Here is a 14,090-nt window from a genome sequence, read left to right as displayed (position 1 = left end):
TGTGATTTTTAATTAAATGATACGTTTAACCCGAATAAAAATGTTCTGGTTTTAGGGTAAAAGTTATTGGTATCTACACCCGGAGCAGTACCGCCCTGGTTAATTTCCGGGTCGATGCCTTTATAGCCTGTTATTACAAACAGGTTATTCGCTGTAGTATACAAACGGATAGCGTTTACACCAGGAATAAGACCTTTTTTGAAAGTATACCCAAGCGTAGCATTATCTAAACGCAGGTAACTACCATTTTCCAGGAACCTGCTCGAATATTTATAGGAGTTGAAATCAGCTGGTGATTCATTTTCAACCTCTACCGGTATATTGGTAAACTGTGCAGTGCTCGGTCTGAACAAATCAGCACGGGTAACGTTCATAATTTTAACGCCTAACGCCGCTCTCATAAATACACTTAAATCAAAATTCTTATATCTTAAATTGTTTGACCAACCTAACAGCGCTTTCGGTTGCGCATTGCCAAGAATATAATAGTCGGTTTTGTTAAGCGGGGTCTTTGTTATATTTCCTGCAGCGTCATAATACTGTGAAACACCATTTGCATCTTTACCTGCATACTTAAAGGTGAAAAAAGTTCCGATTGGCTGCCCTGGTTTTAGTATTTGAAGTGTTGCACCACTTTGTCCGGCACCATCAGGAGAAACAGTAAGGCGATCCTCGATATTGAATCTGCTATCATCTGATAAGGTAATGATTTTATTTTGGTTATGCGCCAGGTTAAATCCGGTAGTCCAGCTGAAGTTATCCGTGCTTACTGGCGTACCGTTTAAAGCCACCTCAATACCTTTGTTGCTCAGACTACCAACATTTGCCGTATAAGAACCTGCTGGGTATAAGTTCGGATCAACGCCAAATGTCAAAATCAGATCGGTTGTTTTTTTATCATACACGTCTACCGATCCTGTTAATCTGCCATTAAATAGTCCAAAATCTAAACCAATATTGGTTGTAGCCGTTTTCTCCCATCTTAAATCAGGGTTTTCATTTTGGATTGCACCATAGGCACCTTCTCTCGGTGAACCGTTATAATAAAATTGTCCTACCTGCCCGTAAATAAGTTTAGTAGTCAATGGGGCAAAACCAAGCGAGTTACCCGCAATACCATAACTACCTCTCAATTTAAGGGTTTTAATTACGCCTATATTTTTAAAGAAATTTTCCTGATCAATGTTCCATGCTGCACCTACAGATGGGAAATATCCCCATTTCTCATTAGCACCAAATACATTCGACCCGTCTTTTCTAATCGATCCTTGTAAAAGATATTTGTTTTTATAATTATAATTTACCCTTGCAAAATCAGAGATCATCAAAATTTCCTGATAAGTTACATTTGGATTAAAATCAACTCTAAAATCAGTTACCGCGTATGGGTTTCCCTAAACTTAAATTATTATAACTAACCTGGTTAATCGGGAAATTTGTAGAGGTAGCCTGAAACCCATCATTATTTAGCGATTGCTGATAAGAATAACCAACAACGGCATTGATGTCGTGGTCACCAAATTTTTTATTCCAGGTTAAATACGTTTCTATAATTTTATTGGTGTTTTGATAGGCATTTCTAACCGCCAAGCCATCTTTACCCACCAGGGTTACAAAGCTAGGTGTTGCCGGTGGTTCTGGCGTGTTACGAACATTGTTATACCTGGAAGTATAGATGTTATTATAAAATGCACCATAAACATTTTGGCTATTCTGGTAAGATGCAGAAACATCGTAAGAGAAGCCAAATGGTAATTTTAAGTTAACGGTTAAATTTCCTAAGATATTTTTATTCTTCAGGTTCTCTGTACCGTTTTCAAGCATAGAAACCGGATTATAATAGCTGGTCTGGATTAAGTTATCGAAATAAGACCCATCAGGATTTTTTACCGGTGCTGTTGGCAGGTAAGTAAGCATTTGCGATAGCACGGTATTACGATATGGAACCAGATTAGCGTTGGTTACCGAGTTGCTAATGTTCAATCCGATCTTCAACTTATCGTTTAAAGCTTTTTGTTCAATCCCGATGCGACCGATAAATCTGTCTAAATCGCTGGTTTTGATAATTCCTTCTTGTTTAAAATAATTTAAACTGGCATTGTAGGTAGTTTTTTCCGTACCACCACTTAAAGAGACGTTGTGGTTGTATGATAAAGCATTACTGCGTTGTACCTCGTTTTGCCAATTGGTATTAGCACCTTTATCATTGGCTGGTGTAAGGGCGGAATTGCTTTTCGCTAGGAATGCCTTTAACTGATCAGCATTCATCATGTCATACCGGTTAGATACGTTTTCTACACCAAAGTAACCATTGTAAGCAATCTGTGTTGCACCTGCTACACCTCTTTTGGTGGTTACCATAATTACACCATTTGCAGCCCTGTTACCATAAATAGCGGCAGCTGCAGCATCTTTTAGTACATCGATCGAAGCAATATCATCTGGTGCCAGAATTGAAATGTCGGCACCAACCACACCATCAATTACAAATAACGGCGATTGTGCACCATCGCGAAGGGTAGATGCACCACGCATAATGATTGCTGCATTTTGGCTAGGATCTCCATTTCTGGTAATGTTTAATCCCGGTACTTTACCTTGTAACATCTGGCCAATATCACTAATGGCCCCTTTATTCAAATCATCACCTTTAACCGTAGATATGGAACTGGTTAACGCTTTTCTTGAACTTTTACCATAACCCACTACAACCACATCATTAAGAGCGGCCGTAGATTCTAAGATAGTGACTTTATAGGTAGATGCTGTACCTACGGTAAGTTCTTTAGTTTGATAGCCCAGGAAACTGAAAAGAATTTTGTCGCCGGTTTTTGCTGAAATGCTGAATGATCCATCTGTACCTGTGGAAGTTACTTTCGAGGTACCTTTTACTGAAACAGACGCACCGATTACAGGCTGGTTTGTATTATCTAATAAATTTCCAGTAATTTTTCGTTCAGTTTGCGCGTAGGCAACATTGAACACCTGGCTGATAAGTAAAAGCAGCATAAATATGCCACTATACTTTAAGCGTGTACATTTAAATCTCATGATTTTTGTAAAATTAGATTCATAAATTGTTTATTTGGTTATTAATGTTTGGAGATAGAATTAAAATTTAATAGTAGCCGGTAAATATTTAGCCACCAGTGCTTTGTAATAAGGCTGCAGTTCTTCCCAGCTTTTCTGATTGGGGTTTTTAGAATATAAATCGTAAGGGTTAAACAGGTTAACCCATTTAAACATTTCATGGTCTTTTTCATTCATCAGGTGCTCATACGCATTTTCCCTGTGCTGTGAATAAAAGGAATGGTAACGGAGCATATATAAACCTGGTTCTGGCAGGTAGGGCTTCATCATGTGGTATACATATTCATCATGCCCCCAAGACATATCTACATGATCGAGGCCGCAATTTTGAGTGTAGACACCCAATTTGGTTTGATAAGTTTCATTATTATAATCGGGATTCTGACTGAAAAATTCCGGATAAACAATTTTATCTGAATACGCACATCCTACCGGGAAAGTATCACCAACTACGGCCCATTGTGGCTCTCCGAATAAACAAAGCACTTTACCCATATCGTGGATTAACCCAACCAATACCATCCAATCGGGATGGCCGTCGTTTCTGATGGCCTCAGACGTCTGCAACAGGTGTTGCATCTGGTCTAAATCGGTATCCGGATCAGAATCATCCACCAGCTTATTCAGAAAATCAAACGCACTCCAGATTGGCATCTCTTGCTTGTCGAACTTTAAGTAATCTGCTTTTTTCTGTTTTACGAAATCGTATGTTTGATAGGTATGGTTAAGCCTGTAAAACTCTTTTACACTGTCTTTTTCTGTTTCTTCGTAATTTCTGAACTGCTCTTCTTTTTTGTCAGCATTGATGTTTTTAGGATCCGGATAGCGGGTTAATATATCCTCTTCCCATTGATCAAGATTTTGCAATGGATTTTGATTGTCCTCTGAAGATGCACTTTGGTTTCTCATAAGGCTAGAAATTGATTTGTATGAAATTTTGTTGGTTGTTGGGTTAAAGTTGAGTTTTTGAAAGCTTAAAATTTTATGTTTCACCAACTTTATTTACTTAAACGATTACGTAAAATCCTGTTTTGGATTAAAAAATATGGTTTAAAATGTTTAAATTTAAGTAGTTATGATTTTTGGCTGATTTGACTGAACGTATGTTAGAGAAAAGACAAAAGAAAAAAATGAACGGTGATGTAACGATTATTTTATATTTTCGTTCGCGGCCAGATATTTATTCCGGTAGGAAAAGATATCGGCTGCTTACTCAGCTAACTTGTTTCTGAACATCAACTTCACCTGGTTATATCCGTATAGCCAGGAAGCAGCTGTTTTTGATGAAGTTGCTGGTGAAAAAAGGGAGGATTTGGCTTATCTCAATGCTCTTGGTGAAGCCAGGTAAACTTCAAAAAACTAACAAAACAAAATTAAAGACATGGCGGAAACAGTTAATATTAAGCGGTTGGCTCAGGAATTGAATATTTCTATTGCAACCGTTTCTAAGGCCCTCAACGACAGCTATGAAATCAGTTTAAAAACCAAAAACAGGGTGTGGACTTTGGCTAAGGAACTGAATTATACACCAAATCCGGCAGCGAGTAACCTTCGGAGCAACAAAACCAAAACTGTTGCAGTAGTTATACCCTGCGTAGCCAATAATTTTTTCTCCTTATCTATCATGGGAATTGAAGAAATAGCCCGACAGCATGGTTACCATGTGCTCATTTATCAAACCCATGAAAATATAGAAGCAGAAAAAGCTTTCACCAATAGTTTGTTAAACGGGAGGGTAGATGGTATTCTTACTTCCGTATCAAGCAGTGAATACAATAGTGAATATTACGCCAATCTGGTTAAGAAAATCCCTCTGGTATTTTTTGATCGGGTATATGAAAACCTGGATGCGGTTAAAGTAACTACTGATGATTATGAGATTGCTTTCCAGGCCACTGAACATTTAATTGAGTGCGGCTGTACCAAAATTGCCTATTTATTTGGCCTCGAAAATCTTCCGGCAGGTAAAGCAAGGTTTGCCGGTTATCTCGATGCACTGAAATTACATGGGATAATGGCTTCGGATGAAGTCATTGTTAAATATCATGATGACGAAGAATTTAACCTGCAACAGATCAAGGAATTGCTTGGGAAGTATAAACCCGATGCACTTTTTTCTTCTATTGAAGAATTCATCATTCCTGCTTATTGCGCTTGCAGGGAATTGGGTTTGCAGATTCCGGATGATATTAAAGTTCTCAGTTTTTCTAACCTGAGTACGGCAAAGCTCTTAAGCCCCTCGCTTACCACAATTTCGCAGCCTGCCTTCGAAATTGGACGTGAAGCGGCAAAATGCCTTTTCAAAACCCTTAACAATAAACAACTGGACGATGAACAGAATATCATATTGAAATCGGTGCTGACCAAACGCGAATCTACAGGTTGTTAACAGGCTGAATTTAAGTTATAGCTAGCTGATACGCGAAAACGTTTACGTAATTAAATAATCGAATTAAACCTTCAACATTGGGATTTTTTCTGACTTTTAAAAAAACCAAATGTAAAAAACCCTTATGAATCACTTGTCTGTATTCGATTATGTTGTTTTTTTAATGTATTTTATCATTGTTTCGGTATACGGCTATTGGGTTTATCGAAGCAAGAAAAAAAGCGTACTGATACGAAGGATTATTTTTTGGCAGAAGGCTCACTCACCTGGTGGGCAATTGGTGCATCTATCATTGCTTCTAATATTTCTGCCGAACATTTTATTGGCATGTCGGGTTCGGGTTTTGCTATGGGGCTCGCCATTGCCAGTTACGAATGGATGGCTGCCGCTACATTAATTATTGTGGCTATATTCTTTCTGCCCATTTACATTAAGAACAAAATTTACACCATGCCACAGTTTCTGTCTAACCGTTATAATAATACGGTAAGTACATTAATGGCAGTTTTTTGGTTACTTGTTTATGTATTTGTAAACTTAACTTCCATTTTCTTTCTTGGTGCCATTGCTATTGAAACGATTACGGGCATTCCTTTTAATATATGCATCATTTTCCTGGCTATTTTTTCTGCTATTATCACCCTTGGCGGCATGAAGGTAATTGGTTATACTGATGTGATACAGGTTTTTGTTTTAGTGGCAGGCGGATTGATTACCTGTTATATGGCGCTTAAACTTGTAGCTGAAAAATTGGATGCACCCAGCGTTTTGGCCTCTCTTCCATTATTGCGCAGCGAAGCATCTGATCACTTTCATATGATATTTTCTAAAGGAGATAAATTTTACAGCGAATTGCCTGGTATTGCGGTACTGGTAGGTGGTTTGTGGATCAATAATTTAAATTATTGGGGTTGTAACCAGTATATTGTTCAGCGGGCATTGGGAGCCGATTTAAAGACCGGGCGTAACGGATTAATATTTGCCGCATTTTTGAAATTACTCATTCCGGTAATTGTTGTTATCCCAGGTATTGCTGCCTATGTGCTTTATCAGCGTGGTTATTTCCATTCCGAAATGCTTGATGCAGCCGGAACTGTTAAACCTGATCATGCATACCCGGTTCTCATGAATTTATTACCCGCAGGAATAAAAGGACTTGCTTTTGCTGCGCTTACTGCCGCTATAGTAGCCTCACTTGCCGGAAAATGTAATAGCATTGCCACTATTTTTACACTTGATATTTACAAGAAGTTTATCAAACCCGAAGCATCAGAAACACGATTGGTTTCAGTTGGTCGCTGGTCTGTGGTTGTCGCATCTTTAATTGCTATCGTTATCGCTCCTGCATTGCGGAGTTTCGATCAGGTTTATCAGTTTATTCAGGAATATGTTGGTTTTATTTCGCCGGGTGTTTTTGCGATCTTTTTACTAGGCTTTTTCTGGAAGAAAACCACTTCACGTGCTGCGCTTGTCGCTTCTTTATTAACCATCCCTTTATCTGCTTTTTTTAAATTCCTGCCTGCGCTAAGCAGCGGCGCTATTGCACCGATTCCTTTCTTGAATAGAATGTCGTGGGTATTTGTGATTATTATGGTTTTAATGGTTCTGGTAACCTTAACGGATCCTAAAAGTAAAGATAACCCGCAGGGACTGGAGATTGATAGCAGCATGTTTAAGGTTACTCCGGCATTTACCATTGCCTCGGTTATTATTTGTGGTATTCTTGCAGCGCTTTATACCGTTTTTTGGTAAGTGAGTATGTACTTAAAATAACCCAATTTATATTTATAACGAATTGAGAAATGAAGATAAGAATTTTACTTTTTTTGCACTGCTGATTTCTTTCAGTGGGATGGCCCAGAATAAATTATATAATATTAAAAATTATGGTGCAGTTGGCGATGGCAAAACCAACGATGCAGCGGCCATTCAGAAAGCCATTAATGCCTGTTCTGCAGCAGGGGGCGGGCAGGTAATTGTACCCGCCGGGAATGTATTTTTAGCCGGTCCATTTAACTTAAAATCGTTTGTTGATTTAAGGGTAGAGGGTGGTGCTAAAATCCTGGCCAGTCCTGATGAAAAACTGTATACGCAAAGTGCTTTTAGAGAAAATAAAGGCGAGGGTACCATCTGGATAGGCGGAGAAAAGCTTGAACAGGTAAGCATTAGCGGAACAGGGGTGATTGATGGAAATGGAATTTCGTTTATGGGGGAGGAGCTTAGCGACTCGTATGTTTTAAAACCTTTTAATATTGTAGATCCGCGACCGCATTTGCTTACGCTAACCGGCTGTAATAAACTGAATATAGATGGGGTAACTTTTCAAAATTCTGCCTACTGGACCGTTCATTTAATAGGTTGTAATGATGTTTCGATATCGAATATAACATTACTGAACAGCATTAAGATCCGTAATAGTGATGGTATTGATCTGGATCACAGTAAAAACGTGCGGATTACCAATTGTTTTATCGAATCGGGTGACGACTGTATCTGCTTAAAAAACAGGCGTGAGTTTGAAGAATATGGCGCCTGCGAAAACATTGTGATCAGCAACTGTACCATGACCTCCAGCTCTTGCGCCATTAAAATAGGTTCTGAAAATATGGACAGGATTAGCAATGTACTGATCAATAATTGCAATATCAGAAAGAGTAACCGCGGTATAGGGATTCAAAACCGTGATGAGGGGACCGTAGATAATGTAATTTTTTCTAACCTGTTTATCGAATCAAAACTTTTTTCGGATGTATGGTGGGGTAAGGCAGAGCCGATTTATATCACCGCTTATCCAAGAGCAACCAGCAACAATAAAGATGCTGGCTGGCGATTGCCGAAGGGCCAAACCAAGGGCAAGGTTGGGGCAGTTAAAAATATTTATTTCAGTAATATCCGGTGTACAGGAGAAAGCGGAGTTTACATTAGTGGAGAAAGTCCGGATAAAATTTCCGAAATCTACTTTGACCAGGTGAGTGTTTACCTCGATAAAACAACAAAAGAAGCAGGAGGAGTATATGACCGCAGGCCAAGCAATGTTGAAGGGCTGGTTAAAAGTGCGATTGCGGGGTTTTATTTTGAAAATACCGGATACATCAGCCTGCTTAACAGCAATGTAGTATGGGGTACAAATAAGCCAGACTATGCAGGAAAAGCTTTGGAGGAAAAGAATGTGAGTAAACTTAAAACGGTTAACTTTAGCGAAACTACATTAGAGAAGTAAGGAAATTTTAAATACTTGGGCTGCGTTCGTGAACCAGCCCCTGCTGCGTTTTAATATATTAATTTATCTGTTGCTTTCCGTTGTTACTGATGTCAATTTCAGCTAATGCAGCTGTAATTTCATTAATAGTTTTGATACTGAAAACATGTCTGCCAGTTAACCACCTTTTGATTTCATCAGGATTAATATCCAGTATAAACGCAAGGTCTTTTTCAGATGAACCCTTTATTGCAAGTATTTCTGTAGTTTTAAGGGCAACTTCGAGGTTTAGCTGTTCTAGTTTCTCAATTGCTGGATTTCCGTTTTCTTCCAGCCAGATAGAAACAAAATCGTTTTCTTCCATTTTAGTTTTTTAACATTTAGCGTAACAGTTGATTGATCGGCAACTGGCTTTTAGAGCGGCAAATTTAGTGATTAAGCGTATTATTGCAAACCAGAATCAAAAGAGAAAGATCTTAATCAAATAAATCAATTTAAAAATGGCATCAGATCAGAAATTCGTAGACTTTGTTATCGATCAGATTGGTTATTCCGGACGTGTTACCTTTAAGAAAATGTTTGGTGAATACGGTTTGTATTTTGATGATAAGTTATTTGCGCTCGTGTGCGATAACAAATTGTTTGTTAAACCTACTTTATCGGGAAGAGCTTATATAATTGACGTTGTAGAAGCGCCACCTTATCCAGGTGCAAAAAATCAATTTTTAATAGAAGAGCAATTGGAAGATAGCGATTGGTTAAAAAAACTGATCAGCATTACAGTAGCTGAACTACCCGAACCCAAGCCACGGAAAAAGAAATGAAGACATGATTTAAAATTTCGTAACAAGATTGTTTTATTGCCCTGAATTAAGGCTTTTACTGCTGGAGCAGGGTTGTTGTAGTGCATATTTTAGCTATATTGGAAGTATGAAAAATTTATTCCTTGTTCTGTTATTATCACTTTCTTTTCACCCTTTATTCGCACAGCAAACGCAAAAGCCGATGCTTTATGGTAACAGCTGGATGGCCATCACCGGAAAGCCAATGGCAGCAACAGCGGGTGCAATGATCTTTCAGCAAGGGGGAAATGCTGTTGATGCGGCATGTGCCATGTTAGCTGCCACTTGCACCATGTGGGATACCTTGAGCTGGGGAGGAGAGACGCAGGCGCTGATTTACAATCCGAATACAAAAAAGGTGATCGCCATTAATGCGATGGGCGTTGCACCAACCGGAGCAACCCTAGCCTTTTTTAAAGCTAAAGGTTATAGTTTTCCGCCAGAATACGGTCCTCTGGCCGCCACCACACCAGGTACGCCCGGCGGCTTGATCTACATGCTGAGTAAATACGGCAGCATGAGCCTGGGTCAGGTTTTAGCACCTGCCATGCAGATGGCTGCAGGTTATGCCATAGAAGCACAGGCTGCAAACAGTATGGAACGGGATAAAGATTTGATTAAAACCTGGCCTTACAGTAAAAAGGTGTTGTTGCCACATTTGGGTGAGAAACGGGAGGCGCCAGAAGCAGGGGAGGTTTTTGTTCAAAAAGAGCTGTTGGCCACCCTAACCAAAATGGTTGAAGCAGAGCAAGCAGCATTAAAGAAAGGAAGCACCCGACAAGAGGCATTAATGGCCGCTTATGATCGTTTTTATAAAGGAGATATCGCAAAAGAATTTGTTCGCGGAAGCAAAGAACAGGGTGGTTTAATTACCATGGATGACCTTGCTAAATGGAAACCGGTTGAAGAAGAAGCGCTAAGCACCGATTATAAAGGAATCAAGGTGTATAAATTAAAACAGTGGACACAAGGACCTGTTTTACTGCAAGCTTTAAATATACTGGAGAATTTTGATCTGAAAGCAATGGGCTATAATAGTTCAAAATATATTCATACTGTTTATCAGGCAATGAACCTGTCGTTTGCTGACCGTGATTTTTATTATGGAGATCCAGATCAAAATCCTGCTGAACCAATAAAAGGTCTTTTAAGTAAAGATTATGCAAAACAGCGTGCATCACTTATTCAGTTTAATAAAAATGATGCAAACGTAGGCCCTGGCGATCCTTACCCATATGAGGGAAAGAAAAACCCTTATTTAAATCTGTTAAAAAGCAGGGGTTATAACCCGGATACAGCCAAACGTAATTTTGCACCAAAGCACGACCTGGGCAACAATACGCCAAAAGAAATTTATGAAGACCGCTTGTGGCGGGGAACAACATCTATAGAAGCTGCAGACAAAGCAGGTTGGGTAGTATCAGTTACCCCAAGCGGAGGTTGGCTTCCGGCCTGTATTGCCGGTAATACAGGTATTGGAATGAGTCAGCGCATGCAAAGTTTTGTGCTCGATTCTGCCTTAAACCCCTTCAATGTTGTTGCGCCTGGCAAACGACCAAGAGTAACCTTATCGCCCTCACTATTTCTCAAAGATGGTAAACCTCTTATAGCTGCTGCAGTTCAGGGTGGGGATACCCAGGACCAGAACTTACTGCAATTCTTTTTAAATATGGCTGAATTTGATATGAATGTGCAAAGGGCAACCGAAGCAGCTAATTTTAATACCAATCAACTTTGGCTTTCTCTGGGGGGGCTAAAACGAGCGACAGAGAACCAAAACCCGGTCAGATCTTATTAAATGCCAATACTAAAGAGGAGGTGCGTACTGAATTGAAAAAAATGGGTTATACACTCAGTTTTTCAGAACGTACCAGTGGCCCTATCAATGCCATTTATTTTGATTGGAAACACAATAGTTTGCAAGGTGGATCGAGTAACCATGGAGAAGATTATGGCATTGCATGGTAGTAAATTAGGATCGTAGTATACTGGGCTATAATTTTATTATTTGGTAGAAATAATGAACAAAATGCACGTGTCTAAACACGCTTAGTATTGAAATTTATAATGCAGTTAACTACTAAACGTAATTACAGTTAATATTTATAATTGCATGCTTTGATGAAGATTTGCATTTTCTGTCTCTGGATTTTCCGGCGCTTCACCTAATGGAACTATGCCACAAGCTGCCCATATAAATTTAAAAATATTTAGGAATTCGCATTGTATATCCCTTTCAGATTGCATTTCTTTTTCCATGTTGTGCCGCTCTAATCTGGTTATAAAACAAAGAAAGCTGGTTTGTGTTTGCTAAGATAATCCTTTAATGTAAGTATTGTGTTTCGTAAATGTTAAGATAATGTTTGTTTTGAAAGGGTAAGAATTATGTAGAAAAACAGCGATATGTTCCGGTTTTCTTTTTGCATTCTTCACAAGTAGTATAGGTTATTCCTGTTTCACTCCAACCACCATCTTTTCTTTCGAAAACACAAAACTCGCCATCAATTTCTACGCACCTTAATGTAGGTAAGAAAAATAGTTTATCTTTCTTAGCCCTTTTTTTCTTAATTTTCTCATTGTTAACAATGTTAAGGTTTCAAAATAATGGTGTCTTCATACCTCATAATAAGCGATACCTTATCGCCCAGTACATCATCAACCGATATCACTAATGCCTTGTTGCCGCTTAGCTGATTGTCTTGCGTGAGTATTACCTTTTCAATCCGGAGACTGTCTGAATTAAAGTTGGAGCCGTATCGTTTATCCAGTAAAAAATATATTTTGTTACTGTTCCTCTTGGTAGGCGTATAAGCTTTGCATTTAGCTGTTATCTTAAAAGTTTCATCAGCAAGGAGATAGGGGCCAGCTGCCCGGCTGTCTAAAATTCCGTAATAAAAAGGGCTAAAGCCTGTAGCAGTATCAGTATCTAACCATGGCCGCTGAACCGTGAAAAACAAGAAACTGTTCTTGTTTCCACTTTTTGCATCAAACAAAATGAGGTAAACATCATACTCGCTTTTGCCCCCACGGTTATAGGAAGTAAACTCATTTTTGCGTTGTTTACTCAGAACTGCCCAGTCTACAAAATGATTCTGTTCCATCCAGCCTTGTAGAAAACCTGCTTTATATACTCTTGCACTGATGGCATTCTTTTCAGCGGCCAGTATAGATTTACTTCCGCTGATCACATTTTGCAAAAACGCTTTATCAATGTCTTTATTAAAGTTAAACGGATGTTTTATGATGGTGCAGGAAGTGCTCAGCGCCACCAGCAAAAAGACAATGAGTTTACTGCTATTTAACTTTAACATAATTGACATTATTAAATGATCCTCCAATAAAAACCCTGTTCACATCGTTATTTGGGTGCAAAGGCATTTTGCCAATGACGTGTATCAGATCCTGAAAAGAAAATATAGTTCCGTTTTCACCCACCCTTAACGAACCCAAAACACCCGCATCAACACTAAAATGTTCATTTAGTCCAATCCTGAGATGATATTGAGAACTGTTGTAGTTCGAATCTTTTTTCTTTTCGACTGATCATCGGCAGACTGAGCATACGGAGGAACATCTATACCGATGATTTCAGAAAGCTCAAACAAAAATGGCTGGTAACCGGTAAACTGGTCGAAACTTAACTCGCCATAGTTAAAACCCTTGCGGGAGTGTACGAAGAATGAACCACCACCCGTCCACCAGCGATCAAAACCATCGCCAATGCCAAACCACTTTACAGGTGCAGCACCATCATTATAATAATTAAAGCTAAGTCCCGGCCCTGAAAGCGTAACCGAACCTACCACCTGGTTGCGCCGATGGTTATTGAATACAATATTGGTAGAGAGCAGGCCGAAATAATTGTTGTTTAAGTTAATGTTGTAGAAAGCTGAATTCTGCATCGTGCGAATCAGTTTATTGTAACTTAACGGATGGCCTCCATATCCGGCAGATATAGCGTTGGTAAAGTCTATTTCAACATTATCAATCAGGGGATTCAGATTGGTGCCAACAGTTTTCCTGTATATAGAAATGCTGCCTCCATAGTTTGCGATGAAGCTGTTTTTGTAAACGGCGCTCACTGCAAACCCGCCATAAAGGTTTACCCGGGAAAAGTTTGCTTTTTTCCATAGTTAAGATTTGCATTGAGTCCGAAACTGAAATATGGTGCATAAGCCCAATCTTTTTGAGCATAGGTATTACCATTAAAAAGGGCTAAAAAGGCTAATGCTATTAGGTATTTCATGGTAGAGCGACTTAAATATCAAGTTGTTAATACGGTAAATCCATACTTCCTGTAATCAGAACGCATGAACTTAATTTTAAGGTATAACAGCAATTTGTATTGGTAATGCAATTTAATTATTCTTGTACAGAATACAAATACCCGATATTAGGTATTTACTGGATTTTCAATATGTGATCAGGTTTTATACCCAATATTGGGTATTGTAATCTATCAGATGATCCGTTATATTTACGTATTCGATAACTGGAGCGCTTTAGGTTAAAGCAAGCTGTTATCTTCGGTTGAATGCTGTATATTTTCAATTGATTTAATATTATTCGG

General features: G+C 38.9%; 13 protein-coding genes and 1 pseudogene. 6 read left to right on the top strand and 8 right to left on the bottom strand.

The genetic code is table 11. The features are described from left to right. Positions 1-8 precede the first annotated feature (8 nt). From ACQ86H_RS16805 to ACQ86H_RS16795, 3 genes are read right to left on the bottom strand one after another with little or no spacing between them, the layout of a single operon-like run. Complete coding sequence (locus ACQ86H_RS16805; protein WP_431295419.1) at positions 9-1,325, bottom strand: TonB-dependent receptor domain-containing protein; 1,317 nt, start codon at positions 1,323-1,325, stop codon at positions 9-11. A gap of 46 nt (positions 1,326-1,371) precedes the next feature. After that, the gene (locus tag ACQ86H_RS16800) at positions 1,372-3,051 is read right to left on the bottom strand and encodes a SusC/RagA family TonB-linked outer membrane protein (protein ID WP_431291816.1); all 1,680 of its coding nucleotides are present in this window, start codon (positions 3,049-3,051) and stop codon (positions 1,372-1,374) included. A gap of 60 nt (positions 3,052-3,111) precedes the next feature. Further along, positions 3,112-3,999: an inositol oxygenase family protein gene (locus ACQ86H_RS16795; protein ID WP_138823695.1), complete on the bottom strand. Its 888-nt coding sequence runs from the start codon at positions 3,997-3,999 to the stop codon at positions 3,112-3,114. 472 nt (positions 4,000-4,471) lie between these two features. Here ACQ86H_RS16795 and ACQ86H_RS16790 point away from each other — a divergent pair, with 472 nt between their 5' ends. The 3 genes and pseudogenes from ACQ86H_RS16790 to ACQ86H_RS16780 all read left to right on the top strand — a co-directional run bounded on the left by ACQ86H_RS16790 (position 4,472) and on the right by ACQ86H_RS16780 (position 8,699). After that, entirely contained in the window at positions 4,472-5,479 is a 1,008-nt protein-coding gene (locus tag ACQ86H_RS16790) for a LacI family DNA-binding transcriptional regulator (RefSeq protein WP_431291815.1), read from the top strand. Between the two features lie 124 nt (positions 5,480-5,603). Further along, a pseudogene (locus tag ACQ86H_RS16785) lies at positions 5,604-7,231 on the top strand (sodium/sugar symporter). 43 nt (positions 7,232-7,274) lie between these two features. Then, positions 7,275-8,699 (top strand): glycoside hydrolase family 28 protein, encoded by a 1,425-nt coding sequence (locus ACQ86H_RS16780; RefSeq protein ID WP_431291814.1) that lies wholly within the window; start codon positions 7,275-7,277, stop codon positions 8,697-8,699. Positions 8,700-8,757: 58 nt separating this feature from the next. Here the strand turns inward: ACQ86H_RS16780 and ACQ86H_RS16775 are convergent, their stop codons facing one another. After that, complete coding sequence (locus ACQ86H_RS16775) at positions 8,758-9,042, bottom strand: hypothetical protein (protein ID WP_138823703.1); 285 nt, start codon at positions 9,040-9,042, stop codon at positions 8,758-8,760. A 136-nt stretch (positions 9,043-9,178) separates the two neighbouring features. Here ACQ86H_RS16775 and ACQ86H_RS16770 point away from each other — a divergent pair, with 136 nt between their 5' ends. From ACQ86H_RS16770 to ACQ86H_RS16760, 3 genes are all read left to right on the top strand, one after another. After that, complete coding sequence (locus ACQ86H_RS16770) at positions 9,179-9,502, top strand: TfoX/Sxy family protein (RefSeq protein WP_138823705.1); 324 nt, start codon at positions 9,179-9,181, stop codon at positions 9,500-9,502. A 106-nt stretch (positions 9,503-9,608) separates the two neighbouring features. Then, positions 9,609-11,318, top strand: coding sequence for a gamma-glutamyltransferase family protein (locus ACQ86H_RS16765; RefSeq protein ID WP_431291813.1), 1,710 nt, complete (start codon positions 9,609-9,611; stop codon positions 11,316-11,318). A gap of 41 nt (positions 11,319-11,359) precedes the next feature. Then, entirely contained in the window at positions 11,360-11,488 is a 129-nt protein-coding gene (locus ACQ86H_RS16760) for a hypothetical protein (RefSeq protein ID WP_431291812.1), read from the top strand. 135 nt (positions 11,489-11,623) lie between these two features. Here ACQ86H_RS16760 and ACQ86H_RS16755 read toward each other — a convergent pair whose 3' ends face one another. The 4 genes from ACQ86H_RS16755 to ACQ86H_RS16740 all read right to left on the bottom strand — a co-directional run bounded on the left by ACQ86H_RS16755 (position 11,624) and on the right by ACQ86H_RS16740 (position 13,766). Next, complete coding sequence (locus ACQ86H_RS16755) at positions 11,624-11,779, bottom strand: hypothetical protein (RefSeq protein ID WP_431291811.1); 156 nt, start codon at positions 11,777-11,779, stop codon at positions 11,624-11,626. Between the two features lie 329 nt (positions 11,780-12,108). Then, positions 12,109-12,831: a hypothetical protein gene (locus ACQ86H_RS16750; protein ID WP_431291810.1), complete on the bottom strand. Its 723-nt coding sequence runs from the start codon at positions 12,829-12,831 to the stop codon at positions 12,109-12,111. 168 nt (positions 12,832-12,999) lie between these two features. Continuing rightward, a complete protein-coding gene (locus tag ACQ86H_RS16745; RefSeq protein WP_431291809.1) occupies positions 13,000-13,602 on the bottom strand; it encodes a hypothetical protein in 603 nt (200 codons plus the stop codon). A gap of 20 nt (positions 13,603-13,622) precedes the next feature. Continuing rightward, entirely contained in the window at positions 13,623-13,766 is a 144-nt protein-coding gene (locus tag ACQ86H_RS16740; RefSeq protein WP_431291808.1) for a hypothetical protein, read from the bottom strand. Between the last annotated feature and the right edge of the window lie 324 nt (positions 13,767-14,090).

The sequence above is a fragment of the Pedobacter sp. P26 genome (assembly GCF_050632135.1).
In the GTDB taxonomy this organism is placed as follows: domain Bacteria; phylum Bacteroidota; class Bacteroidia; order Sphingobacteriales; family Sphingobacteriaceae; genus Pedobacter.
This window is presented reverse-complemented; position numbering and strand designations above follow the sequence as displayed.

Bases quoted from the DNA above. Each gene is read 5' to 3' on its own strand.
- ACQ86H_RS16805 (WP_431295419.1), bottom strand. From the start codon at position 1,325: ATGATCTCTGATTTTGCAAGGGTAAATTATAATTATAAAAACAAATAT.
- ACQ86H_RS16800 (WP_431291816.1), bottom strand. From the start codon at position 3,051: ATGAGATTTAAATGTACACGCTTAAAGTATAGTGGCATATTTATGCTG.
- ACQ86H_RS16795 (WP_138823695.1), bottom strand. From the start codon at position 3,999: ATGAGAAACCAAAGTGCATCTTCAGAGGACAATCAAAATCCATTGCAA.
- ACQ86H_RS16790 (WP_431291815.1), top strand. From the start codon at position 4,472: ATGGCGGAAACAGTTAATATTAAGCGGTTGGCTCAGGAATTGAATATT.
- ACQ86H_RS16775 (WP_138823703.1), bottom strand. From the start codon at position 9,042: ATGGAAGAAAACGATTTTGTTTCTATCTGGCTGGAAGAAAACGGAAAT.
- ACQ86H_RS16770 (WP_138823705.1), top strand. From the start codon at position 9,179: ATGGCATCAGATCAGAAATTCGTAGACTTTGTTATCGATCAGATTGGT.
- ACQ86H_RS16765 (WP_431291813.1), top strand. From the start codon at position 9,609: ATGAAAAATTTATTCCTTGTTCTGTTATTATCACTTTCTTTTCACCCT.
- ACQ86H_RS16760 (WP_431291812.1), top strand. From the start codon at position 11,360: ATGGGTTATACACTCAGTTTTTCAGAACGTACCAGTGGCCCTATCAAT.
- ACQ86H_RS16755 (WP_431291811.1), bottom strand. From the start codon at position 11,779: ATGGAAAAAGAAATGCAATCTGAAAGGGATATACAATGCGAATTCCTA.
- ACQ86H_RS16750 (WP_431291810.1), bottom strand. From the start codon at position 12,831: ATGTTAAAGTTAAATAGCAGTAAACTCATTGTCTTTTTGCTGGTGGCG.
- ACQ86H_RS16740 (WP_431291808.1), bottom strand. From the start codon at position 13,766: ATGAAATACCTAATAGCATTAGCCTTTTTAGCCCTTTTTAATGGTAAT.